Below are 24,177 nucleotides of genomic sequence, written 5' to 3' on the forward strand. Positions count from 1 at the left end.
TACCATTAAGTTTTTTACCGGATTGAAGTGCCTTAACTGCATCTTCGAAGTTGAATTGATTTGTCATGTGTCATTCCTGTTTTTATCAGTTTACTGAAATGACACAGATTTTTGAACACTACCCGAAATCCCCATAGAAGTACTTTCACTGCATAACGCAGGTATTCTCATGTCTGTTATTTAAGTTTTACAACGAAATTCACTTATTTTGAAACATAAGCTAGTTTCACAAAGTGATATGTGCGTACATTCAGCATTTAAATTTTGTAGTGCTATTTGAATAATTTAAAGTGGGTGTCATTGTAGTTTGTTGTAGTTGTTGTAGTTGTTGTAGTTGTTGTAGTTAATTGAAGTGGGTGTCATTGTAGTTATTATCATTGTAGTTATTAGGTGTCATTGTAGTTAATTGAAGTGGGTGTCATTGTAGTTATTGTCCTTTTTATTTTGCTTTAAGCCTAATAACCCCTCAGGGTATATGCACGAGCTTACCCCATAGTTGAGGTAAGCTCGCAAAGTTATTTTAGAAAGTCCAGTTTAGTCCCACATAGTAACGACGACCGTTAGTCCATTCGTTAACATATACCTTGTCTAAATGGTTTTCATAGTAAGGTTTAAGCTCTTCAACAGAGATACCACTTGCTTCAGATAGTATGGCGAATGCAGCATCGCCAGTCACTGAAGATTCAACAATTTCATTGCCATTATTATCAGTTGCAACAACACGGTTACCAGTTGGTACACCATCCTCACCAATTTCATCTACCCACTTCATATTATTTATGACAGGATCATTGACAATTTGTGAACGATCTAAGTAGTGCACGACATTTTCGTTGGTCAAGTTGGTCACAGCGAAACTAGCTACTACGTTATCCATGATTTGATAGGTCGCTTTAAAGTCTAACTGCGAGCGAGCGTCTGTGTAACGTATTCCCTCGCTATCGCTTTGGTTAGCAAATTCACTACGATAGTTATACGAAAGTCGTGCTGAAAACGTTTCATTTTCAAAATACACAGAGGCATTTAACGTATCTTGAGATTGACCAAACATAGGTTCCGATTGGACTGTTGTCTTGGTGCTAAAGCCTGTTACTTCAAAATAATCACGTTGTGATGGGTCGCTCACATGAGTTTCAATATCACTCATATCACCGACTTCATAGGCGAATGTCGAGTTGGTGAACATCTGATCTGGTACGTCGGTGTAGGTATAGTTCACCAAACCACCAAAGCCATTGCCAAAGTCGTGTTGAAGTTGCATCTCAAGACCTTTTACTTTTTGTTCGCCGGTATTGAAGTAAGAACTGACAACGTAGTCACCAAAAACAGGGTAGCCGTTATTATCTGTTCTGCCTTCGTCTCCTAAATAATCTAAGTTTTGCACTTTAGATGTTGCGCGTACCATATCCTTGATATCTTTTTGGAACGCCGTAACAGAGAATATTGAAGACTTATCAAAATACCACTCAACCCCAATTTCACTGTTAATTGAAGTGTAAGAGCCGAGATCTGGATTACCCACCGAGCCCCTACGTTGTGAGTCCATAGCTAAACGCTCGGCTAAACCTTCTTCGGTTAGGTCTTGCTGGCGTCCATCGTTATATAACCTATAACGTTCGGTGGCTAGGTAAAAGGTGCTTCTCATCTGGTTTAGGCTAGGGTGAGAAATATTTTTCGACGCCGCAGCTCTTAAAATCAGATCATCGGCCAAATCATAAGAAATATTGAAGCTCGGTAAGTAATCCTTTGTGCTACTTTTTTGTACTAGAGGTGTGTAAATATTAAAGCCAGCCAACTGTTCTACATAACCTGCTTCACTTGAATCTAAAGGGTAAGATAACGGCTGGCCATTTTCATCTTTGGCTATTTCGTTACCGATAGATTCACGTTCGGTGTCTACAATACGTAAGCCAACATTACCGCGAAATTTTTCGCCGCTAAAGTTGGCCATTGCATAGTAAGCTAAATATTCTTCGTTTACATCGTAATAGTCACCAGCAGATTCTGTCATACCTGAGCGACAACCGTAATAGTTATTCGGGCCTGAGTAGGCGGCAATGGCGTCTTCACAACTGCCTTTGTTTGGCGTGCCTTCTGAGTGTAATACTAAAAAGTGCTCATTTAGTAATGAATCTCGCTTATTCTGATCAATAGCAAAATATTCATCTGGGATATCATGGCCGGCAGTATCTAGGCCTGATACGGTGCCGCCTGCAATTTCTCCGGCTAAAATAACTGGGAACGCGCTGACTTCGTTGGAATAACCGTGAAATCTTGCATCTTCAGTAAAGTAGTCTTCAGTGTGGTTTAGCTTACGAAGTTTGCCACCAAATTTCACACTGTCAATGTAGAACTTGTTGTCCAGTTCCCAAGTGATATCAGCCTGAAAGAAGTCTTCGGTATTTTCACGGTAGCGAGCTGTGTTGCGTAAACCACCCGTTAGCAAGTAAAACTCATTGGTTGGGGCAAGTAAGAAGTTTTGGGCGCGCTGCTGTGCAGCTGCTAATTCATCACCAGTTAAAGAAGGGTCGGCTTCTACGCCCCAATATACTTTACCTGTATCAGGGTTATAACCGTAGCCGAGGTTGACACCTTCATAGGTTGGAATTTTAAGGGCTGTATCATCACCAGAATAGGGGGTTTCAGAGTCGCCATATCGGCTAGCTAAGGTGGTTGCACGATCTAATACGGTGCTTTTAGCGCTTGTGCGTCCTGCTTGAAGTTTAATCTCAAATTGATCTGCCGTGTAGTCCATAGTGAGATGGACTCTATTTTGGTCGGTTTCGGTACCGCTGCGATCATTGGAATCCCTACGCACCATTTCACCCCATGTAGCTGGGTTAGTACGATAACCATTGCCATCCCAAACTTCACCAGCATTACCCACTAAGTATACGCCATCAACAGGATAGGTTGCTGATAAAATAATATCTTGAACGGGATCCATCACTAACCGGGGATCAACACCGGGTACGCCATTGCTATAGAGTAGCTGACTGGCTCTGTAGGTTTGCGCGTATAAGTTATCACTCTGATTGTCGCGATCTGAGCTGTTTTGGTTTAATTCAAGGTTAAAGCTTAACGCATCGGTTGGCGCCCACTGTAAATTTATTGTTGTATCAAGACGGCTTTCGTCAGTCGAAAAGGCTGGTGAATAAAGCATATCACCGATATTTAAAGGTGCGGTTTGACCTAAACCGCCATCTCTACGGCTGCCCCAGAATAGCCCCCAATCAGGGTCTATATAAGTGGGATTCATCACTTCATTAAGCTGTCCCCAGTTTTGGGTGTTATTGTTCCAGACGCCCGAGTTATTTGACTCAACGCCTGCTTGTGCAAATGGCCAGTACCCTTCATATAGCCCATCAGCATTGAAGCCATTACCTGCTACGGCTTCTAAGTCACCATAGGTATAACCATTTAAGGCCATATGGCGGGTGACAATTAAATTATGCCCACTCATATGTCTTAACTTAATATCACTGCTTAAACATTCTTCGGTTGGACAATCGATAGGATTAGTTTGTTGAAACCCTGTACCACTGCCTACGCCACCAGATTCAAAGCCAGAGCGTAACGCATTACGTTGTTGTAAGCTAACGCTAATTGAAGCACCAAAAGTTTGCTCGTCATTGACAAAATTATATGCGGTGGAAATTTGTGGCGATGACTTTTCTGAAGAGTCGTTGTATTCCGCTTCAACATTGAAGTAACCATAACCATCTTCCTGCTCTAACGGTTTTTTAGTATGCAGTACAACAGTGCCACCAATACCGCCGGCATCTAAATCAGCGCGCGCTGACTTATAGACTTCAATTTTCGATACTTGATCAGCAGGGATGTTAGAAAAGTCAAAAGCATTACTCTCCGACTGACCAGGTAAATAGGAAACAGATTTTGCTGATTGGCCATTAACGAGAGTATTTGTTAGTTCAGGTGATGTTCCTCGAATTGAAACTTTTGAGCCTTCCCCAAATTCCCGTTCAATTTGCACCCCTGCAACACGCTGTAAAGCTTCGGCCATATTTTTGTCAGGATTTTTGGCAATATCCTCGGTATTAATAGAGTCAACAACGGTATTAGCAAAGCGTTTATTGTTTAAGTTCTCACGCAATGAGGAGCGAATACCGGTTACTTGAATAACCTCTATTTCTTCCTGTGATTTATTTTCTAATATTTTATTTTCTACTTCCTCTGTATTAGTTTGCTCTGCGAAAACAGTGGTAGAGACACTAGCAGTAAAAAATATAGCCGAATGAAGTGCAACGGTTATTCTGGATAAGCGAGGTTTCATGTTTTTCCTATTGATTTATTTCTTATTTTAATGCCATCGCACCTTTTCTATGAAAGGTTTATTACGAATGACCCCTTGAACAACTCTATTGTTACTGAATTGAAGTATTAATATAGTGTAAAAAAAATAAATATCAAGAATATAATATTCCACCAATTCTTTTTTTCTTTTGTTTTATATTCTTGTGAAAAACGAGATACTGAATATATGGGGTCATCGGATGCTACTGTGCCGCAGTACAATAAATAAAATAGGACAGGCATAAAAATTTTTGCAAGAATTATAGTATCAACCACTGTGATCATATACAGTTAAGGTAAGGTTGATATTTTATGACTCGCGCAAGAAAAAAGCTGATTGATTTAGCATCCACATCTTATTAGTACTTAATTTCGCGATGTGTTAGGCGAACGTTTTTGTGTGAAGATGATAAATATACAGGTAAAAACTGTGATCATCGTCGGGAGTGGCTAGTAGAACGGATAAAGCTATTAAGTAGTGTGTTTGCCATAGAAATTGCCGCCTACGCGATAATGAGCAATCACTATTACCTTGTTGTGAATGTCAATAGACGTCAAGCACTTGATTGGTCTGATGATGAAGTAATTAACCACTGGTATCAGCTTTATAATGTTCATGTTTTGGTTGAACGCTGCTTAAATGGAGAGAAGTTAGATAAGGTAAGTGACTTATTTTTTAATGAAGTCATCGTAAAATGGCGAGAAAGATTGTATGACATCAGCTGATATATGAAAAACCTCAATGAGTACATTGCCCGTGAGGCCAATAAAGAAGATAGCTGCACAGGAAAGTATTATTCGCAGCTATCCCTGGCGCTCTCCCTCCGGGCTGCCTAGCGGCATTAAAAAATTTGTGGGAAGGGTCTTTTCTTTCAATAAAGAGCAATCACAAGCATTATTAGATGAAACCGCAGTGCTCAGCTGCATGGCCTACGTTGATTTGAACCCTATCAGAGCAAACATGGCCGATACGCTTGAAGACAGTGATTTTACGTCAATTCAAAAGCGTATAGCGTATTTCAAAGCTCAAACCACATTAAAGACACGCTCCCTTTTGCCTTATTGGATTACATTGAATTAGTCGATTGGAGTGGCCGTCACATAGATCCAAAGAAAAAAGGACACATCATCAAGGCTGTGTCAAAAGTGGTGCTCAATTTGAATATAGAAGAAGCGCACTGGCTTGAATCAATTCAACGTTTCAGGCAGCAATACTCAAATTTTGCAGGCAGCAAACAACGGTTAAAGCAACAAGCTGCAACCAATGACGTTAAATGGTATAAAGGCGCAGGTTGAGTAAAGAGAGGAAGTCTCTTCAAGTAAATTGTCAAAAAAATACAATTAAGTTATTGATAAAAATTAAATCTCTAGAACATATTTATTACCTAAAATTCATTCCAAGCAACTCAACTCTACGTTTTGCAACAAACAGCGCATAAAAAATAATTACAACGTTATCCACGATGAGAGAGTTGTTAAATTTTTAACAGCAAAATATGCCTGTCCTTTTTTATTTACTGCTTTTTTATTTATTATGCCTGTCCTTTTTTATATTTACATATAGGCGCGTTACGGAGTAATCGATTATTGCGATCTCATCGCAGCCAGGCTTTTCCCATATCCTTTTGAGCTTACTGGGCACTACGACTAAATGGATTTAGAAGGTAGAGCGAAGCAAGATGCTTGAGCTGAGATATTCACCGGTTAACCTAAGCAGGTAAATGACTTAGGCCTACAGGCATATAATCAGGTTCAACCTTATTGGTAACATCTTTGTGGGTAATTCAGTGAAAGATCCCTTGCAAAAAGAGCTGTTATAAATTGAACCAAAATAGGAACTCGGTTATGGTTGCTTAATCAATAAAGATAAATTAAATACGAGCGATTGTTCGGGCTCGTTTTACTAAATGGATGACCCAGTATTGGAACCAATCAAACTAAGCGATTTTCTTCACTCGAGACCTCCTCCTAAAGGGATTGATGTTTTATGTAAGTTGCAACATTTTGCAATCATCACTTATGCAGTAGACCCTTCAAGGTTCGATGGGATGTTTCCTGCACGTTTTAAGTTAGACACCTTACAAATCAACGGTGAAGAAAAAGCGCTTATTTCAGTAGTGCCATTTATTGATGTTGACTTTACTTCCGCAGTTTATCCATTTCCTAAATTTACTATGGGGCAAACTAATTACCGGATCTATATAATTGATAAGCAAACCAATGAACGCTGCGTTTGGTTTTTGGGAACCACGTTAGATTCATGGACGCTTGCAGTACCCAGGTTACTTTGGAACTTACCCTGGTACCCAGGTAAAGTTAAGTTTGATTGTGAGTTTGATGAAACAGAACAAATATACCGTAAATATAAAATGACGACAGAAGCTGCCTGGGCTCCTGCAAGCGTCGAACTAACACAGAGCAAAGGTGCAAAAATTGAATTGTTGGGGTTCCCAGATACGCAAACGGGGCTTGTGTATTTAACACATCCATTAGCTGGCTTTTATTATCGTCGTGATGGGAAGCTAGGTACATACAGGGTGTGGCACAAGCAATTAGAAGTAGCTTCTGCAAACGTAAAGTCTGCTCGTTTTGGTTTATTATCTCGCTTAGCTTTAGTTACAGAAAAAGAGCAACAATTACCGCACAGTGTGCTAATTGAGCCGATAAATGAATTCACTATTTATTTACCGCCTAAAGTAGAGAAATAAAAATATATTATTCAAATTCATTTCAAGAATGTTTTGAAGACTTAGGTATCACCATCTCTAAAGTAACAATGACGAATGTTAGTTATACCCGAACAACCAACTAGTTTACTTTGCTGGTAAATACCACGCGATTATAAAATCGCGTGGTATTTATTATGGCTTATGAGTTAATACGTCCATTTAATTGTAAAGTCGATATTTTGAGGCTCACCGTAGTTGGCAAAATCAATATTAGCCCAATATTTTTCGTCAGTTATATTGGTTGCACTTAGTGTTGCATTCCATGAATTATTAAAGCGCCAGTTAGCGTATAAGTTAACCAGCATGTAAGCACCTTGTTGGTAAGTTACTCCTTCACTTTCGAGTGGGTGATTCACACCATACCCAGTGATTTCACTTTGCCAATTAATGCCACCACCTATATTTAATTTCTCTAACGATCCTGTGAATTGATAATGCGTGGAAAGCTGAACTGAGTGCTCTGGCAAGTTGGTCCAAATGCGGTCGTTTTCATTACGAGTGGTGTCAACATAGGTGTATCCAGCATTTATCTGCCATTCATTGCTAACGCGGCCACTTAAACTAATTTCAACCCCTTTACTCTCTGTGCCATCAACACCTTTATAAGCAGAACTGCCATCTGGCAATGAGTAATCAGGTTGAGTTAGATCTCGTACACCATAATTGTCTTGCTTGGTATTAAATATGGCAAAGGTTGCCATAAGTTGACCATCATAAAACTCACTTTTGACACCTGCTTCTAAATTGCTACCGAGTACGGGTGCAAGCAAGTTATTATTTTTATCCTTGTAATTTTGTGGTGTAAAAATATCGGTGTAGCTCGTATATAGACTCGTCGCTGGTGTTAGATCATAAACGATACCTACATAGGGGGTAATTTCGTTACTTACTTTATAATCACCAGTCGTAATGGTATATGCAGAGTCGGTATCATAATTGTCGGTGCCTGTTTCCCAGGAGGTAACTCGTGCGCCCCCGACAAAAGATAAGGTCTCGGTTACCCGAAAGCGTGTTGCTGCATAAAAACCATATTGATCAGTTTTGCTTGTTCGGTACGCGCCAGTTGTAGCATAGCTGGGTTTTGGAGCCTCACCATCATAATCCCATGCATTTGGCACATTGTAAGTCCAGTCCGATAGCGAAGAGTAACCTAAACTTGTTGATTCCTGTTGGCTAATATTAAGACCGAACATAAGTTCATGTTCGCGCTCAAATAGGTTATAACTGCCCGTAAGGTATAAATCTAGGCTGTCACGAGTGTCCTCAGTGGAGCCTACTGCACCTCGCAAGAATACCCCTTCGCCAGTGTCTCGATCAGGAAGACCAGAAGCATAAACACGTAAACTTTCAACCTCACCCTCGGTGTGGTTTAGTGCAGCACGTAGTTGCCAATAGTCATTGAAGTGGTGGTTTATATCAGCAAATACAGTCGATGATTCTCGCTGCCATTTTGTCCACTTAGGCGCATAGCTGGTAGTAACGGGTAAGTTTGCTTCGTTACCATCACTGGCAAAAATTGGGATGGTACCCCATGTACTGCCCACAGGATTATTATCTTGGTTTTGATAACCCAGCGATACTGTTGTGTTTTGGGTTATGTCGGCTTCAATAATGCCCATCATAGCTAACTTGTCTTCTTGATAACGCTCAAGATAACTATCAGAGTCTTGATAAGCAACGACTAGGCGACTTCTAACGCTGCCATCTGCGGTTAGGGGTAAAGAAATATCAGCAACACCACGGCGTCGATCCCATGAGCCAATGCCTGCTGATATAGACGCGTCGAACTCTTGTTTTGGGCGTTTTCGTATCATATTAACCGTGGCCGAAGGTGAACCAACACCACTTAATAGGCCATTGGCACCACGGATCACTTCGACTTGTTGATAGAGTGAGGTGTCGTATTCTTGATTGGTTGAGCCACTATAAGTTGGAATGCCATCTACTTGGAAGTCGGTAATTTGAAAGCCTCGAGCAAAGTAGAGTGGACGTTGACTATCATATTTTGTGACATTCACCCCTGGCACATTTAGCATTATATCGTTTATGTCAGTAATGCCGCTTAAGTCCATCAGTTCGCGCGAAATACTCGTAACAGACTGTGGTAGCTCTTTGGCTGACAGTGGTATTCTAGTAGGGTTTTGACTTGAAAAAGGTGAGCTTTTTACCTCTATAATTTCTATATCTTGGTTGTCTTTGCTTATATCTTTAGCTTCTTGTGCCCAAAGTGCTTGCCCATAAAGAGCAGCAGTGACAGCTAAGGCTATAGAGTACCGATTTTTTTTTAAACAGGGAGCTGATGTCGTTGATCTGTTTTGCAAGCTGTGTTTTTTGTTAAAGCTCATATGTCTATTTTTCCTTAAAAGATTATATTAATGATAATTATTTGTATTATCATGGTTTGTGGTCTACGAGTCAATCGAAGATCCCAGCAAAAAGGGTAAGAAAGGCAGATAAACAGCTATGGCATTGATGACTATAATTAAATAGTTAAGGGCAAACGTCGGTAGCAGTAAGTGTTCGTTAATAGAAGGTGTAGTAACTTATATAAACTAAATATTTGCGATTACAGGAGTACAGATGGGGTTGTTCAGAGGAATGTTTGCGATATTTAGCACGCTAATATTATTGATCGGCTGTGATAAGTTTGACGATAAAGTTGAGGTGTCTGCTGAGCAGCAGGCTTATTTACTCCCTGATCGCCAGACACAAAATGCTCAGTTACAGCAGCAATCGGCTAATGGATTATCTCATGAGCAACTTTATCAACGCGCTTTGAGTTTATGGCCTATTGATTATCGTGAGTTAAGTATTCCTACTTCACTTGGTCAAGCTCGAGTTATCGTTGCGGGGCCTATAGATGCTGAACCTGTTGTACTATTACATGGTATGCAAGCAAACTCGGCCATGTGGTATCCCAATATTACAGCATTAGCAGAGCATTATCGGGTGTATGCTATTGATGATTTACTTGGCTCCGGTGGTTCGCTTGCCAATACTGATATTACGGACATGACGCAGGTAGTAAGCTGGTATCAAGAATTGTTTAATCTTATGGGGTTAGATTCAATCCATTTAGTTGGGGCTTCTCGCGGTGGATGGCAGGCAACAGCGATTGCTTTAGCTGAGTTAAATAGAGAATCCTCTCGTATAGCAAGTTTGGTATTACTTAGCCCAGCACAAACCTTTGGTTGGATTGAGTTTAGCGGTGATCTTGTTTCGAGCATTCTGTTTACGTTAAACCCTGAGCGGGATACCGTGCGAGAGAGCTTACAAAGTTTGTCGAGCAATGCACATCAGATTGACCCTGTCTATCTTGATCAATACGTAGCGGCACTGGATAACGACCCGATACCCGATCTAATTACTGAGATGCGACCGTTTTCAGATCAGCAGTTACAGCAAATAACCTTACCAACATTAGTTATGATTGGTGATAATGACATAATGAACAATCAAGATAGCCTCGATCGGGCAAGGAAAATGTTGAAATCAGTTCAGGTTGAGCAAGTTCAAAGTGCGGGCCATTTTTTAACTGTGGATCAAGCAGAGCATGTAAATCGTGCGGTATTGGATTTCTTATCACAGTAAAATTTTTGCTCTATACTTGTTTAAATAAGGTGGACAAGGCCATTGTTCAGTGTATCTGGGTTCTATGCAATAAGTGTCGCCTTCTATCAAGTTGCGAGATTTAGCCTATGAAAAATTATAATTATGATGAGTTTACAAGTAAAAACTATGACTTAGATAATTTTTACGGGCCAGATATTGGTGAAAAAGCCATGGATTTTGCATTAACGAACACTGATGGGCAAACCGTCCACTTACTTGATTTTTCTAACGAGTTTTTGGTACTTGAGCTTGGCAGTATTACATGCCCGTTATTTCAAGGACGACGAGAGGGAATGGCAAGGTTAGTTAGTTTATTTCCCACGGTTAATTTTTCAGTTTTATATGTAAGAGAAGCACACCCCGGAAGTAATATACCTTCACATAAATCGGCAGCTGAGAAAATTAGCTGTGCGATAGCACTAAAAAATGATCAAGAAATAAGATCGATCCTTATTGATGACATTAAAGGAACTGCACATGATGCTTATGGTGGTTACCCGAATGCCGTATTCATTATTAATCGTAATGGTTGTATTGTGTATAGAAGTGATTGGAATAATGTGTCGGCTATAAAAAAGGCACTTAATAGACTTTTGAGCGGCAAGCCTGCTAATTCGAAGAGTTACTTTTTGCCAGTGAAACCTACAATAGCCTTAAAAACATTGAAGCGAAGTGGTCAAGGTGCTATCAAAGATTTTTTGCTGGGGCTACCAACTTTGATATGGAAAAATGTAATTAAAAGAAATGTATTACTTTTCTTTAATTTAACAAAAACTGTCTCGCCAGATAAAAGGTGCTGAACTGTACCGCGAGACGCAAGGTCATGCCTCACGGTACAGTTTGGTTTTTATACGCCTTGCGCACAAAGCTGTTTTGAGTTGCTTTTTAACGAAAGCTCTTTACGTATAATGTTTGCCCCTTCACTGAGTGCATTCAGCTTACCTCTTGCTACAGAGCGAGGCAGGGGAGCCATGCCACAGTTTGTACATGGGTAGAGTTTATCTGCATCAACAAATTGCAATGCCTTTCTTAGGGTGTTTGCTACTTCTTCAGCAGTTTCAATAGTATTAGTGGCAACGTCAATTGCGCCCACCATTACTTTTTTACCACGTATTAGTTCAAGTAACTCCATTGGAACATGAGAGTTATGACATTCTAATGAGATGATGTCGATATTAGACTTTTGCAGCTTAGGAAAGGCTTCCTCGTACTGTCGCCACTCGGTGCCCAACGTTTTCTTCCAGTCAGTGTTCGCTTTAATGCCATAGCCGTAACAAATATGCACAGCTGTTTCACATTTAAGGCCTTCAATTGCTCTTTCTAAAGTGGCAATGCCCCAATCGTTTACTTCATCAAAAAAAACATTAAATGCAGGCTCATCAAATTGAATAATATCAACGCCCGCGGCTTCCAGCTCTTTCGCTTCTTGATTGAGTATTTTGGCAAACTCCCATGCCAGCTGCTCGCGACTCTTATAATGATCATCATAGAGGGTGTCTATCATGGTCATTGGCCCAGGTAATGCCCATTTAATTGGTTTGTCTGTTTGCTGTCGTAGGAACTTAGCATCCTCGACAAACACTGGCTTTTGTCGTGAAACAGGGCCTATAACACTTGGCACACTGGCGTCGTAACGATCACGAATTTTAACTGTTTTTCGCTTTTCAAAGTCAACACCATTAAGGTGCTCAATAAATGTGGTAACGAAATGCTGACGTGTTTGTTCGCCATCACTGACAATATCAATACCCGCTTGATTTTGTTCTTGCAATGACACTCGCAGTGCATCCTGTTTGCCTTCAATGAGTTGCTCGTCTTGCAGTTTCCAAGGAGACCAAAGTTTTTCAGGCTCTGCAAGCCAGACAGGTTTAGGTAAACTGCCAGCAGTTGAAGTGGGTAAGAGTATTTTGCTGTTAACTGTGTTCATAATAAAATTGAGCCATCTATTTAGTTAATTTTTAAATTTTGCCGTTCTTAGTGCTGCACCTAGGCGTAATTTTGAGACCATTGCTCAAGCACATTCTGGTATGGCTTTATAAAGTGTTGCTCAGCAAACTTACCTTGCTCACTCGCTAACTGGCTGCGCTCTTCTCGGTCATAAACAATTTGTGTTAATGAGTGATCAAGGTTTTTTAAATTAGGTTGATAGCATTTTCCAGCAACCGCATTGGCGTTATAGATCTCAGGTCGATAGATTTTTTGAAAGGTTTCCATCGTACTGATTGTGCCTATTAGCTCTAGGTGCGTGTAGTCATTAAGTAAATCACCAAAAAAGTAAAATGCTAAAGGCGCAACGCTGTTTGGCGGCATAAAGTAGCGTACCTGTAGACCCATTTTTTTGAAGTACTGCTCAGTTAACGAGGATTCATTTGGATGATATTCAACGCCTAAAACAGGGTGCTGATTTTCACTGCGATGATAGGTTTTATTATCAGATACACTAAGGCATATCACAGGTGGTTTTTTAAAGTGCTGTTTATAGGTTTCTGAGTTAACAAAGTATTGAAATAGCTTTCCATGAAGCTCACCAAAATTATCAGGAATACTGAATGTTGTTTTTCCTTTGTTATGAGCTGGCAGCAATACGCTAAAATCATAATCACGTACATATGAAGAGAAGTTATTGCCTACAATGCCCTCAATACGTTTATTGGTTTTATGATCGACAATATTCGTTTTTAAAACCTCGATTGATGGGAAGCTTTCCTCGCTTCCTTGAACATCCATATCGACAGATACAATCTCAAGTTCAACTGTATAGCGGTCGCCTTGGGGGTTATCCCAATGAGCAAGAGCATTAAAGCTGTTATCGATCATCTTTAACGCGTTACGAAGGTTCTGCTGGCGGTAACTACCTCTTGCTAAATTAGCAAAGTTGGTGGTAATTCGTGTGCTGTTAGATGGGTGGTAGTTTTCATCAAGGCAAACACTCTTAACTGTAAATGTGAAATTTGTATTCATTGCTGCGGTATCCAATCTGGTTTAAAACTTGGGTTATTTATACGTGCATCGGTACATGAATAAAAACGGTTTAATTTCACATAAAACATGAATCATCTTCATGCTATTTTTTTATATACACTCCTTTATTGAGTGACTGTGCGTTTTACTCAAAATTTTTAGCTGAATACCATAGTAGAAATCCAGGTATCTAGACTTCTATTTTTTGATGTGTATTTTTTTCATGTGAAACATGAGGATTATTCAGCAGTTATCATCGATTTAAGCCTGAATGGGCATCATTTATATTGATATACTCGCGCTGGGTGGAGTTAGTTGCGCCTATGGTAAGAGCACTGTAACTATTAAAATAAGAGATAAGTTGAATGAGTGAAATGATATTATTGATAATATACTGCGCAATACTTGGGTGCGGTGTGGGATTTTTAGCTGGGTTACTAGGTATTGGTGGAGGGCTTGTTATTGTACCAATACTGAGCAGTATATTGCTTCATTTCGAGATTTTACCAGCTGAACAAGTAGTAATAGGCGCAATTGCCACATCGTTAGCATCCATATTATTTACATCAACGTCATCTGCAATTGCTCACCATAAAAATGGTAACGTGCCTTGGGGTTTAGCGCCATGGGTAATGACTGGTGTAGCCTTAGGTGCGCTGATCAGCGGCTTTATTGCTGCACTTTTACCGGAATCAGTTGTACGTTTGGTGTTTGCAGTGAGTGTGGTGCTTATCGCAATCAAGATGTTTTTTAGTAAAAGTACCTCAACGAATGAGCGCGACATTCCTAATAAAGGCGTGCTTACTATTTTTACAACACTCACAGGTGGTCTGTCTGCCATGATAGGCATCGGTGGCGGTGCATTATTAGTGCCTTTGTTAACGTTCTTCTCAGTTGATATGAAAAAAGCTATTGGTTGCGCATCTGCTTGCGGCATTGTAATCGCATTATTTGGCTCTTTAGGGTATGTCAGCTCGGGGAGTGCTTATTTTTCGCTTGAAGATGGCTTTGCAGGATTTGTATATTTACCTGCGCTTTTTGGCATTGTATGTACATCTTGGTTTATGGCGCCTGTTGGCGCAAAGGCAACTAATTACTTACCAGTTCCGACGATTAAAAAAATCTTCGCCGGTTTATTGGTTGTGACTGCCATAAAAATGATTATGGGTTAACTGTTTTTTTAACCATCTAAGTTAGATGATCTAGCGCTTTTGGCAAGGTTGGGTAAGTAAAGACAAACCCGTTATCTACTAACTTTTGTGGTAAAACAAATTGACCATAAATAAGTAAATCAGCCATTTCACCCATCAAAATATTAAGCACCCACGCTGGCATAGGTAATATAGCAGGGCGGTGAAGTGCTTTGGCGAGTATTTTACTAAAATTATAATTGCTCACAGGTGATGGCGCTGTGGCGTTTATTGCACCACTTAGGCGGGGTGTTTCAAGAGTAAATTCTAACAACGAAACCATGTCATCAATGTGGATCCATGACATACCTTGCTCACCATTTGCTATAGGGCCGCCTAAGCCTAGTTTAAATGGCGGCAGCATTTTAGCCAAAGCACCGCCATGGCTTGCTAGGACTATACCTGTGCGGATCACGCATACTCTGGTGTGCTGTGATTGCGCGCGTAGTGCTGCTTGTTCCCAATCATCACATAGAGTGTGGCTAAATTCTGGATGGATTTTTTCATATTGTTCGTCGATAAGTTGAGAGCCTTGACGACCGTAATAGCCAATGGCACTGCCTGATATAAAAGTGTGTGGGGGAGTGTCACATTGCATTATTGCATCACTAATTTGTTGAGTTAAGCCGATGCGGCTATCTCTGATTTTTTGCTTTTGTTGTGAGCTCCAGCGTTTATTAACAATAGGTTCGCCAGCAAGATTAATTACGCAATCAATGGTGTTAAAGTTAATATTACTTACATCATTTACATAGCATAGTTCGTTACCAAGTTTTTGTTTGGCTGATTTTGTGTCTCTAGTTAAGACGCTCAATGTGTGAACGCGTTTTAATTTTTTACACAATGCACTCCCAACCAAGCCTGTTGCACCAGTGATGAATATGTTCATTTGCCTATCTCAGCGATTATTCAATTAAATTGTTATACGAAGTAAAGCTGCTTTTGATCACTTTGCAAACATTTCATTTTATTAACTTTTCACATACACTGACTGCTGTTTTTATTTTCAAGGATTGTGGTTTGGCGGGACTAACTGGAGTAAACAAAAGTTTAGTTATTTTTGCGGCATTGGTTGTAGGGCTTGCAGGTATTAAAGCTGCAAGTGTCATCGTTATTCCGTTTGTATTAGCGGCATTTTTGGCGATCATCTGTAACCCTTTGTTAGGATTTTTTGCGCGTTATAACATCCCTAAAGGCATTGCTATTATGTTAGTAATGCTGATGGTAATTGGGGTTGGCGTTAGTTTAGGTGGACTTGTAGGGCAGTCACTAACTGATTTTTCAAAGGATTTACCTGAATACAAAGCTAAGTTACAAGAAGAATTCATTTGGCTGGTGGATGTAGCAGGGCGTTACAATATATTAATTAATAAAGAACAGTTAGTCTCAATGTTCAACCCTGGAAAAATGATAGATGTGGCTACAAATATGCTTACAGGACTAGGTGGCGTAATGGCCAATTTGTTCTTAATCATTTTAACAGTGGTGTTTATGTTATTTGAAGGACCGATGTTTAGCAAAAAAATACATATGGCCCTTGATGATCCTGATATGAAAATGAAACAAATCGATCGGTTTTTAAATTCGATTAATTCATATTTAGCTATCAAAACGTTGGTGAGTTTAGGGACCGGTGTATTAGCTGCATTAATATTGTGGATACTAAACGTTGACTACTTTGTATTGTGGGGAGTGGTTGCTTTTATGTTTAACTACATTCCTAATATTGGTTCGATTATCGCGGCAATACCAGCTGTTTTACTTGCGTTAATTACACAGGGTCCTTTAATTGCGGGGGTTGTAGGCGCTAGTTATTTAACTATCAATACGGTAATGGGTAATATTGTCGAGCCAAGGTTTATGGGCAAAGGGCTTGGGCTTTCAACGCTCGTTGTCTTTTTATCTTTAATCTTCTGGGGGTGGTTATTGGGCACGGTGGGTATGCTGTTATCAGTGCCTTTAACGATGATAGTAAAAATTGCACTGGAGACCAGCGACGAAGGGCGTTGGCTTGCTACCTTACTTGGTAATGGTGAAGAGATAGAAAAAGAACAAAGCTAATTACGCTGGGCTAAACTAAAAAGCCACGCTTTGATGCGTGGCTTTTTAGTACTGGATTAAGCAGCTTATTAAAACAATTTAAGTGGTTGCTTTAATACCTCGATATGCTGCTCTAAAATAGCTATTTCACAGCGTTTATAAACAATAGCAGCTTGGGTCGCGTTGGGCATTTTTTGCAGGTAACGCCAACGACAGCTGTCTTCTAAAAAGCGGGTCTGGCTTTTAATGCTGCGTTTAAAGATTGGCATTAACTGGGTGTTACCTGTGTCGTCCTGAATTTTCCCTAAATCCAATGTCAGTTTAGTGATCCAAGTTTGCTGGCTGCGCTCTAAAGAGGCGATTTCTTTATCCAAACATTGAATGTATTTCTTGGTTTCATCTGTTGTTGATTGTTCCGCTAAGGTGCAATCATTTGCATATGATGCAGAGCTAAACATCATACACAGTGCGCTCATATACAGATTTAAGCGGTTATTTTTTGCCATTATAATTAAACTCTAAAGTAAATTGTGCGCCGTTAAGTTGCTCTGAATCGGCAATTGTTAACGTACCGTGGTACGACTTCACAAGATCTGAAACAATAGCCATTCCTACTCCATGTCCGCTTTCGTAGGTATCTAAGCGGGTGCCGCGGGTAAGTAATGATTCACGTTTATCTTGGGGTATACCTGGACCATCATCACTTATAACAATTTGAAGTGATTTGCTTTGCATAACTTGTATATCGACCTGAGAGCGACAAGCTTTACAAGCGTTATCAATTAAATTGCCAAGTAGTTCTAGTAAATCTGTTTTGTCACCTAAAAAGTAATCTTTGTCAGACACAGCACAATTAAAAATAATGTCTTTATCGCGATAAACTTTGCTCATCGCATTTAAAATTGAATCAAGAACAGGCTTAATAGCCGTTTGCTTTTTCCAGGTGTCAGATGCACCTGTTGCAGCACGTTTTAATTGATGTTCGATCATCACATTAATACGGTCTAATTGCTCTTGCGCGTCGGCATCATTGGCCAGCGGACTTGATTTTAATACAGCAAGTGGCGTTTTTAGCGCATGGGCTAAGTCACTTAGGGAGGCTCTATAGCGCTCTTTTTGGCGTTGTTGTGATTCAAGCAGTAGGTTTAGGTCAGATTTAATCGTTTGTAATTCAACAGGGTAAAGTCCCTTTATTTCTTGAATATCGCCGGATTCAATTGCTTTTATCTCTTTATCTAAACGTTGTAAAGGGCGTGCGCTCCACACAAAACCAACAGCCATTAATGCTGCAATGGCAACACCCATGACATACATCCAATTCACTAGCGTTTGCTTAAAGCCATCCATTAAGCGCAGCAATGCATCGTTGCGCTTTAACAGAATGAACCGAGCTTGCTCTGATTGATCAATATTATTGAGAATAACGGTAAGACTTAATTGCCAATAAATTGTGTCTTTGTATTGTACTCGTCTAAAATCAGCTGCACCGGCTTTTGTTTCTACATAGTCAGGAACAAAGTTCACATTAACAGCAGATTCTGAGTGCCATACTGGCTGATCATCACGATAGATCATGGCGTAGGTGTCTGAGTTGAGCCGATTGAGTTCTGGCGCCAAAATTGTGCTAGGCATAATTATGCCGCGCTCAGTAAAGTCGACTTCTGATATCAGGGAATATAAATGTGCTTCAAGTGTTTTTTCTGTCGCTTCAACAAGTGAAGCGTAATAGGCTTTGCCTATAGAGAAAAACAGAATCGGTAAGGCAACTAATAAAACAAAGACAAGGATAAATCCTTGCCTTACTTTTAACGGGATTTGCGAAGCTACCACTGGCTTTTGAGCCTATATCCACGTCCGCGCAGTGTTTCAACTGGGTTTAAGGTACCATCAGGGTCAAGTTTTTTACGTAAACGCAGTACAAATACTTCAATTACATTTGAGTCTAAGTCAAAATCTTGGTCGTAAATGTGTTCAGTTAACTCTGATTTAGAAATAACTTTTTGTGGATTTACCATCAGGTATTCAAGTACTTTATACTCGTAGGCCGTTAAGCTTAGCTCTTTATCGTCAACCCATACTTGTTGTGAACGAGTATGAATTTTGATTGGGCCAGCGGTCATTTCAGGGTTTGCTTTACCAGCACTGCGGCGAATTAACGCATTACAACGGGCAATCAACTCTTCAACATGAAACGGTTTAGTAAGGTAATCGTCTGCACCGGCATCGAGCCCTTCAACTTTGTCTTGCCAGCGGTCACGCGCTGTCAGGATTAAAATAGGAATAGTCACGCCTTGTGCACGTGCTTTATTGATTAACTCGATACCGTCAATTTTAGGTAGGCCTAAATCGACAACGGCCATATCAAGTGGGTACTCTGTAATGTGGAATAAACCAGCCTCACCGTCGTGACAAAGATCAACACTGTAGCGTTCTTTTTCTAAAGCATTACGCAGGTTATCTGCTAAGTGTAAATCATCTTCAATTACTAAAATTCGCATTTCTTAATCCTTTTTCACTTTGCCGGTTTTTTTATTAACGTGAACGTCGACTACATGGCCGTCATTTTTTAATATTCTTACGGTATAAATATCGTTTTGGTCAGTAATTTTTAGTGTTTTACCATCTTCGTTTTTTTTAGCAAGCTCAACAGCTTGCTTTTTGCTTATTTCTGCTTTTGTAACTTGAGGAGCTGCAAAGCTATTATTCGAATAAACGCTACATAATAACGCAAACGCCGCAAGATTGAGGGCAAATACAGTACGCATGATGGGGAAACTCCTAAACCAGACCTTATTAGTTTAATGAACCAAGCAACTAAAACTCAAGTAAAAACCGTAAAATAGTGTGATTCATTTTAACTAGTCTAGTTAACAACCAGTGAACAAACCCTGAACTTATTATTGAACTTTTTGGTTTTTATTTACCAAACACTTTTTTAAATGGTTTTACTACGGAGCTATCGTAAACACCGCCACTTACATAAGGATCAGCAGCAGCCCATTCACGCGCCTCTTCTAACGAGTCAAATTGTGCAACTACTAACGAGCCTGTAAAACCAGCTTCTCCTGGGTCTTCACTGTCAATGGCAGGTAAAGGGCCTGCTGTTAACAAGCGGCCTTGGCTATCAAGCTCTTCTAATCGAGCAAGGTGAGCAGGGCGAGCCGCTTTTCTAAATTCTAAACTATTCTCTATATCTTTAGAGTAAATCATATACAACATAATGTGTGCTCTGTGTTTGCGAGTAAGAATAAGTCCCATATTAGCACAGGGAATTTAGTCGGCGAAGATTTTAGCTTTACAGTGTGTAACTATTTTTAAACTGAATCTGCTTGAAAAGCCCAGTAGAACACTGGTAGAGTCGCTGGGATAGTACAAAATAATAATAAGGTTTTTAAATGAGCGATAATCGTGAGCACTTTAGCTCCCGCCTCGGATTTATATTAGCAGCTGCAGGTTCTGCGGTAGGTATTGGTAACCTAGTGGGCTTTCCTGTTTCTGCAACAAAAAATGGTGGTGGAGCTTTTTTGCTTATTTATGCACTGTTTGTCATTTTTATTTGCTTACCAGTGATGATGGCTGAAATGGCAATGGGCCGCCAAGCGCAAAAAGATCCACTTAATGCGTACAAGCTGCTTTCTGGCAATGATAAGAAATGGACATTTGCTGGCTTTTTAGCTGTGTTAACGCCTTTTATGATTGCAGTATTTTATATGGTTATCACCGTATGGATTTTTGGGTATTTAAGTCAGGTCGCAATGGGTAATCTCGATCAACTTGCGGATCCTAAAAGTTTTGGTGCGTTTATAAATAGTACCAGCGTATTTGGTTACATGGCCGTTGTTGCAATAATTGTAAACTTAATACTCATGGGTGGGGTTAAGCAAGGTATTGAAAAGGCGGCTAAATTCTTAATGCCGGCTTTGTTTGTATTACTCATTGCTCTGGTTGTTTATGTACTGACACTTGATAACGCGATGGCCGGTGTTAAGTATTATATCATTCCTGATATATCAAAAATGAATGCAAGTGTGCTCAATGGCGCATTGGCTCAAGCGTTCTTTTCGTTGTCATTAGGTATGGGTATTTTAATGACTTATGCTTCTTATATATCGAAAAAAGACGATATAGTTGGTAGTGCGAAAATGGTTGCTGTTACCGACTCTTTGGTAGCGTTCATTGCAGGTTTAATGGTGTTGCCAGCTATCTTTAGTTTTAACCCAAATACGGATCCAGCAAAGCTATCTGATTCATCAGTATCTATGATTTTTGAATTTTTACCTAAGATCTTACTCGCATTACAAACTGATATTGGTTATCTGGGTGCATCAGTAGTGGCCTTTATATTCTTTTTGTTGGTGTTTTTTGCTGCGATCACCTCTTTGGTCTCAATAGTTGAAGTACCTACAGCAACACTCAGTGAGCGCAAAGGCATCAGCCGTAAGATGGCATTATTAATTTTATCTGCCACTGTGGGTTTACTCACTGTTTTGTGTACCATGTCATTTGGGATGGTTGAAGGGTTAACATCATTTGTTAACTATGGCGGCGGTTCAAAAAGCATGTTTGACCTTGTGTACGATGTTTTTTATGACACAATTTTACCGCTCAATGGCTTAATGGTGTGCTTATTTGTAATGTATCGCTGGAAAAAAGCACGCTTAACTGAAGAACTAAGCCAAGGTTGCCCAAGTTACGCCGGTAGTTTCACTGAAAAGTACGTGAACTTTTCACTGTCTACTTTTATTCCTGTCATTTTAGTACTGATATTTATCAATACCGTTGCAACTAAGTTTTTTGCAGTGAGTATTTTTGGTTTTTAGTTCTAGATAATAACTTCCCATAATCAAGCCGTACTGTTTATAGTGCGGCTTTTTTATAAGTGTCATAACGCTCCTGCATCTAAATACTGGCCAATGCCAAGCGTAAACATCCAAAGCCCCCATAAACTATGTTCAATCACACAAACAAAGGTTGAGCGGCTTTGGGCGTAGGTATAAGAGAATAACAACCCGCCCAAAAAAGCTAACAGCACAGCAACCCAATTAGCATACACAATATGGGCTAACGCAAATACAGATGCACTGATCACAATACGTACTGTTTTATTTGGCATTATGCGTTTATAGCGGTGAAAAAAATAAGTTCGAAATATTAGTTCTTGCGGTAATACTGAAAGTAACGGGTAGAGTACAAGCAGTAATAGCCAATCATTAAACGATGTACGGGGCATTATAAACCAGTTGCCTTGATTCATAATTGAATAAAACACGCCTGAGAATAATGCGCCGATAAAAAAGAAACTAAATAACCTGCGCTTAACAGCTGAAAACTCCCCTAAGCTGGTTAATCGAAAACGTTTAAAGTGAGGATCGCCTAATAACAACATACCACATACACTCATCAAAATGATAAGTGCAGGAATAAGCCAATTTGCTAAATGAGCTCTAAGGCCAAACCCGATTAAGGGTAAGGCAATAAATATTAAGGTAAATTCAAACCAACGGTATTGAGAGGCGTTCAAGGTCATCTCGGCTTTGACTTTGCTCGCTAGGCTATCAAGCTAAAACGACATATTTATGACATGGACGGCGATTTTTGCTTATTTACTAGGCTTCACGTCATCCTCGGGGAAGTATTTGTAAAGCGCTAAAATACTGGCAAAGATACTAACAAAGGTGATTGCCATTAAACCAAACACTTTAAAGTTGACCCAAATATCAAGGGGGAAGTTATAAGCAATGTATAAATTAAGCGCTGCCACACTTGCGGTAATGATTATCCAAACTAGATTAAGCTTTTCCCAGGTAGCCTTTGGTACAGCAATCGGTTGCTGCGTATCAAAGGCATTGTTTAGCATCGACTCTAATGCTTTTTGTACTAAGTTTTTAGCAAAAATATACCGGCTAACGATTAATGAAATTGCTAACCCTGCATAAATAATTGTCGCTTTTAGTTTTACGAATTGTGCATCATGAAATACCAGTGTAAGCGTACCGAGTATTATCGCTAAAGCTAAAAATAACCACTGTCGGGTTGGGACTCTGCCTACTTTTAAATAGCTGTAGGCAACTTGGATAAATGTGGTAGCCATTAATAGAGCGGTTGCCCAATAAATATCAGCTAACTTGAATACAATAAAAAATAACAGTAGCGGAATAAATTCAATAATTGCGTGCATACAGCGCTTAGTAAATAAAATTAGGGTTGACGTTTTACCAAGTTATTTACCTAGATACAAGGTTGACTTACGCGTGTGTAAGGCTTAGCCTGCGTGCCTTTGATTTTTAGACCAATTTGAACCGTAACGTTTCGCGACGGGGATTTAGGAGCATTTTATGAATAAAGCAGAACTTATTAGCGCAATGTCTGAGCACAGTAAATTAACTAAAAAAGATTCAAAAGCAGCCTTGGCTAGCATGCTGACAACAATTACAACATCACTTTCACAGGGTGATCAAGTACAAGTAAACGGATTTGGTACTTTTGCTTTAAGTTATCATCCTGCGCGCTCAGGGCGTAACCCGCAAACAGGTGAAACTATCGAAATTGAAGGTGCGAACAAACCGGTTTTCAAACCCGCCAAAGCGCTTAAAGACGCACTATAATGTAGATTATTCTCACCCTGTTACGCAATTACAGGGTGTTGCTCCTACCTTTTCAATACCTTTAATAATTTCAATAGATTAGATGTGGCATGTTGTCTGCTTTTAATTCTAAAAGGTTTTTAAATAAGGAGATAATATGTCTACATTACAAACAGGTACACAACTTAGCGGTAAAACCATTGCTATATTAGCAACCGATGGCTTTGAACAAAGTGAGCTATTTTCACCGCGCAGCGCATTATTAGATGCGGGCGCTAAAGTTGAGATCATCTCAATCAAAGAAGGTGAAATTACTGGCTGGGATGAAGATGTATGGGGCGATAAAGTCACTGTTGATAAGCTCGCAAGCGAAGCTGACAGTGATGATTACGATGCTTTACTTTTACCTGGTGGATTATTTAACCCAGATAGCTTACGTCAAGATAAAGACGCAAAAGCGTTTGTGGATGGCTTTTTTGGTGCGAAGATGAATAAACTCGTTGCGGCAATTTGTCATGGTCCTTGGCTATTAGCCGAAATCAATAAACTACGAGACCGTACAGTGACTTCATTCCCAAGCATTAAAACAGATTTAATGAATGCAGGCGCTAACTGGGTTGATGAAGAAGTGAGAGTGGATAAAGGTTTAGTAACCAGCCGCAGTCCCGCTGATTTAGCTGCGTTTAATCGTAAATTTATTGAAGAAATTATCGAAGGCAAGCATCAAGCGCATTAACGGCATTTAAA

At 39.8% G+C, this 24,177-nt stretch carries 20 protein-coding genes and 1 pseudogene; 9 read left to right on the plus strand and 12 right to left on the minus strand.

Annotation, left to right across the window (positions count from 1 at the left end; translation table 11 throughout):
• Positions 1 to 520: 520 nt before the first annotated feature.
• A complete protein-coding gene (locus AAEU30_RS12905; RefSeq protein WP_421960834.1) occupies positions 521 to 4,294 on the minus strand; it encodes a TonB-dependent receptor domain-containing protein in 3,774 nt (1,257 codons plus the stop codon).
• Between the two features lie 389 nt (positions 4,295 to 4,683).
• Between AAEU30_RS12905 and AAEU30_RS21460 the strand changes: the two are divergent.
• Together AAEU30_RS21460 and AAEU30_RS12925 are read left to right on the plus strand one after the other, a co-directional pair.
• Positions 4,684 to 5,610: pseudogene (locus AAEU30_RS21460) on the plus strand (alpha-amylase family glycosyl hydrolase).
• Positions 5,611 to 6,221: 611 nt separating this feature from the next.
• On the plus strand, positions 6,222 to 7,022 hold the full coding sequence (locus tag AAEU30_RS12925) for a YqjF family protein (protein ID WP_421960838.1): 801 nt from the start codon (positions 6,222 to 6,224) through the stop codon (positions 7,020 to 7,022).
• A 167-nt stretch (positions 7,023 to 7,189) separates the two neighbouring features.
• Here the strand turns inward: AAEU30_RS12925 and AAEU30_RS12930 are convergent, their stop codons facing one another.
• Entirely contained in the window at positions 7,190 to 9,388 is a 2,199-nt protein-coding gene (locus tag AAEU30_RS12930) for a TonB-dependent siderophore receptor (RefSeq protein WP_421960839.1), read from the minus strand.
• Between the two features lie 235 nt (positions 9,389 to 9,623).
• On the opposite strand from AAEU30_RS12930, the gene AAEU30_RS12935 reads away from it, so the two are divergent.
• Entirely contained in the window at positions 9,624 to 10,634 is a 1,011-nt protein-coding gene (locus tag AAEU30_RS12935) for an alpha/beta fold hydrolase (protein ID WP_421960840.1), read from the plus strand.
• Positions 10,635 to 10,741: 107 nt separating this feature from the next.
• Positions 10,742 to 11,455, plus strand: coding sequence for a deiodinase-like protein (locus AAEU30_RS12940; protein WP_421960841.1), 714 nt, complete (start codon positions 10,742 to 10,744; stop codon positions 11,453 to 11,455).
• Positions 11,456 to 11,502: 47 nt separating this feature from the next.
• Here the strand turns inward: AAEU30_RS12940 and AAEU30_RS12945 are convergent, their stop codons facing one another.
• The gene (locus tag AAEU30_RS12945) at positions 11,503 to 12,582 is read right to left on the minus strand and encodes a methionine synthase (RefSeq protein ID WP_421960842.1); all 1,080 of its coding nucleotides are present in this window, start codon (positions 12,580 to 12,582) and stop codon (positions 11,503 to 11,505) included.
• A 59-nt stretch (positions 12,583 to 12,641) separates the two neighbouring features.
• Positions 12,642 to 13,616, minus strand: a complete 975-nt coding sequence (locus AAEU30_RS12950; protein WP_421960843.1) for a DUF1852 domain-containing protein — start codon at positions 13,614 to 13,616, stop codon at positions 12,642 to 12,644.
• Between the two features lie 365 nt (positions 13,617 to 13,981).
• On the opposite strand from AAEU30_RS12950, the gene AAEU30_RS12955 reads away from it, so the two are divergent.
• On the plus strand, positions 13,982 to 14,788 hold the full coding sequence (locus tag AAEU30_RS12955; RefSeq protein ID WP_421960844.1) for a sulfite exporter TauE/SafE family protein: 807 nt from the start codon (positions 13,982 to 13,984) through the stop codon (positions 14,786 to 14,788).
• A gap of 16 nt (positions 14,789 to 14,804) precedes the next feature.
• Here the strand turns inward: AAEU30_RS12955 and AAEU30_RS12960 are convergent, their stop codons facing one another.
• The gene (locus tag AAEU30_RS12960) at positions 14,805 to 15,695 is read right to left on the minus strand and encodes a TIGR01777 family oxidoreductase (protein WP_421960845.1); all 891 of its coding nucleotides are present in this window, start codon (positions 15,693 to 15,695) and stop codon (positions 14,805 to 14,807) included.
• A gap of 131 nt (positions 15,696 to 15,826) precedes the next feature.
• On the opposite strand from AAEU30_RS12960, the gene AAEU30_RS12965 reads away from it, so the two are divergent.
• A complete protein-coding gene (locus AAEU30_RS12965) occupies positions 15,827 to 16,867 on the plus strand; it encodes an AI-2E family transporter (RefSeq protein WP_421960846.1) in 1,041 nt (346 codons plus the stop codon).
• Positions 16,868 to 16,935: 68 nt separating this feature from the next.
• On the opposite strand, the gene AAEU30_RS12970 is transcribed toward AAEU30_RS12965, so the two are convergent.
• The 5 genes from AAEU30_RS12970 to AAEU30_RS12990 all read right to left on the minus strand — a co-directional run bounded on the left by AAEU30_RS12970 (position 16,936) and on the right by AAEU30_RS12990 (position 20,065).
• The gene (locus tag AAEU30_RS12970) at positions 16,936 to 17,352 is read right to left on the minus strand and encodes a hypothetical protein (protein WP_421960847.1); all 417 of its coding nucleotides are present in this window, start codon (positions 17,350 to 17,352) and stop codon (positions 16,936 to 16,938) included.
• Entirely contained in the window at positions 17,339 to 18,676 is a 1,338-nt protein-coding gene (locus tag AAEU30_RS12975) for an ATP-binding protein (protein WP_421960848.1), read from the minus strand. The genes AAEU30_RS12970 and AAEU30_RS12975 overlap by 14 nt, the downstream gene beginning before the upstream one ends.
• Positions 18,670 to 19,344 (minus strand): response regulator transcription factor, encoded by a 675-nt coding sequence (locus tag AAEU30_RS12980; protein ID WP_087531813.1) that lies wholly within the window; start codon positions 19,342 to 19,344, stop codon positions 18,670 to 18,672. The genes AAEU30_RS12975 and AAEU30_RS12980 overlap by 7 nt, the downstream gene beginning before the upstream one ends.
• Positions 19,345 to 19,347: 3 nt before the next feature.
• Positions 19,348 to 19,611, minus strand: coding sequence for a PepSY domain-containing protein (locus tag AAEU30_RS12985; RefSeq protein WP_421960849.1), 264 nt, complete (start codon positions 19,609 to 19,611; stop codon positions 19,348 to 19,350).
• A gap of 151 nt (positions 19,612 to 19,762) precedes the next feature.
• A complete protein-coding gene (locus AAEU30_RS12990; RefSeq protein ID WP_421960850.1) occupies positions 19,763 to 20,065 on the minus strand; it encodes a YciI family protein in 303 nt (100 codons plus the stop codon).
• Positions 20,066 to 20,241: 176 nt separating this feature from the next.
• Between AAEU30_RS12990 and AAEU30_RS12995 the strand changes: the two genes are divergently transcribed.
• Positions 20,242 to 21,666, plus strand: coding sequence for a sodium-dependent transporter (locus AAEU30_RS12995; RefSeq protein ID WP_087531815.1), 1,425 nt, complete (start codon positions 20,242 to 20,244; stop codon positions 21,664 to 21,666).
• 62 nt (positions 21,667 to 21,728) lie between these two features.
• On the opposite strand, the gene AAEU30_RS13000 is transcribed toward AAEU30_RS12995, so the two are convergent.
• Together AAEU30_RS13000 and AAEU30_RS13005 are read right to left on the minus strand one after the other, a co-directional pair.
• Complete coding sequence (locus AAEU30_RS13000; RefSeq protein WP_087531946.1) at positions 21,729 to 22,367, minus strand: CPBP family intramembrane glutamic endopeptidase; 639 nt, start codon at positions 22,365 to 22,367, stop codon at positions 21,729 to 21,731.
• Positions 22,368 to 22,445: 78 nt separating this feature from the next.
• The gene (locus AAEU30_RS13005) at positions 22,446 to 23,024 is read right to left on the minus strand and encodes an inner membrane-spanning protein YciB (protein ID WP_421960851.1); all 579 of its coding nucleotides are present in this window, start codon (positions 23,022 to 23,024) and stop codon (positions 22,446 to 22,448) included.
• 157 nt (positions 23,025 to 23,181) lie between these two features.
• Here AAEU30_RS13005 and AAEU30_RS13010 point away from each other — a divergent pair, with 157 nt between their 5' ends.
• Positions 23,182 to 23,451 carry an HU family DNA-binding protein gene (locus AAEU30_RS13010; RefSeq protein WP_421960852.1) on the plus strand — a complete coding sequence of 90 codons (270 nt, stop codon included), beginning with the start codon at positions 23,182 to 23,184 and terminating at the stop codon, positions 23,449 to 23,451.
• 136 nt (positions 23,452 to 23,587) lie between these two features.
• Positions 23,588 to 24,166 (plus strand): type 1 glutamine amidotransferase domain-containing protein, encoded by a 579-nt coding sequence (locus tag AAEU30_RS13015; RefSeq protein ID WP_421960853.1) that lies wholly within the window; start codon positions 23,588 to 23,590, stop codon positions 24,164 to 24,166.
• The last annotated feature ends 11 nt before the right edge of the window (positions 24,167 to 24,177 follow it).

It is taken from the genome of Pseudoalteromonas mucoides (genome assembly GCF_049257175.1).
Taxonomy (GTDB): Bacteria; Pseudomonadota; Gammaproteobacteria; order Enterobacterales; family Alteromonadaceae; genus Pseudoalteromonas.

What these genes read in the sequence shown, in the direction of transcription:
- AAEU30_RS12905 (WP_421960834.1), bottom strand. Translation starts at nt 4,294, where the DNA reads ATGAAACCTCGCTTATCCAGAATAACCGTTGCACTTCATTCGGCTATA.
- AAEU30_RS12925 (WP_421960838.1), top strand. Translation starts at nt 6,222, where the DNA reads ATGGATGACCCAGTATTGGAACCAATCAAACTAAGCGATTTTCTTCAC.
- AAEU30_RS12930 (WP_421960839.1), bottom strand. Translation starts at nt 9,388, where the DNA reads ATGAGCTTTAACAAAAAACACAGCTTGCAAAACAGATCAACGACATCA.
- AAEU30_RS12935 (WP_421960840.1), top strand. Translation starts at nt 9,624, where the DNA reads ATGGGGTTGTTCAGAGGAATGTTTGCGATATTTAGCACGCTAATATTA.
- AAEU30_RS12940 (WP_421960841.1), top strand. Translation starts at nt 10,742, where the DNA reads ATGAAAAATTATAATTATGATGAGTTTACAAGTAAAAACTATGACTTA.
- AAEU30_RS12945 (WP_421960842.1), bottom strand. Translation starts at nt 12,582, where the DNA reads ATGAACACAGTTAACAGCAAAATACTCTTACCCACTTCAACTGCTGGC.
- AAEU30_RS12950 (WP_421960843.1), bottom strand. Translation starts at nt 13,616, where the DNA reads ATGAATACAAATTTCACATTTACAGTTAAGAGTGTTTGCCTTGATGAA.
- AAEU30_RS12955 (WP_421960844.1), top strand. Translation starts at nt 13,982, where the DNA reads ATGAGTGAAATGATATTATTGATAATATACTGCGCAATACTTGGGTGC.
- AAEU30_RS12960 (WP_421960845.1), bottom strand. Translation starts at nt 15,695, where the DNA reads ATGAACATATTCATCACTGGTGCAACAGGCTTGGTTGGGAGTGCATTG.
- AAEU30_RS12970 (WP_421960847.1), bottom strand. Translation starts at nt 17,352, where the DNA reads ATGGCAAAAAATAACCGCTTAAATCTGTATATGAGCGCACTGTGTATG.
- AAEU30_RS12980 (WP_087531813.1), bottom strand. Translation starts at nt 19,344, where the DNA reads ATGCGAATTTTAGTAATTGAAGATGATTTACACTTAGCAGATAACCTG.
- AAEU30_RS12985 (WP_421960849.1), bottom strand. Translation starts at nt 19,611, where the DNA reads ATGCGTACTGTATTTGCCCTCAATCTTGCGGCGTTTGCGTTATTATGT.
- AAEU30_RS12990 (WP_421960850.1), bottom strand. Translation starts at nt 20,065, where the DNA reads ATGTTGTATATGATTTACTCTAAAGATATAGAGAATAGTTTAGAATTT.
- AAEU30_RS12995 (WP_087531815.1), top strand. Translation starts at nt 20,242, where the DNA reads ATGAGCGATAATCGTGAGCACTTTAGCTCCCGCCTCGGATTTATATTA.
- AAEU30_RS13005 (WP_421960851.1), bottom strand. Translation starts at nt 23,024, where the DNA reads ATGCACGCAATTATTGAATTTATTCCGCTACTGTTATTTTTTATTGTA.
- AAEU30_RS13010 (WP_421960852.1), top strand. Translation starts at nt 23,182, where the DNA reads ATGAATAAAGCAGAACTTATTAGCGCAATGTCTGAGCACAGTAAATTA.
- AAEU30_RS13015 (WP_421960853.1), top strand. Translation starts at nt 23,588, where the DNA reads ATGTCTACATTACAAACAGGTACACAACTTAGCGGTAAAACCATTGCT.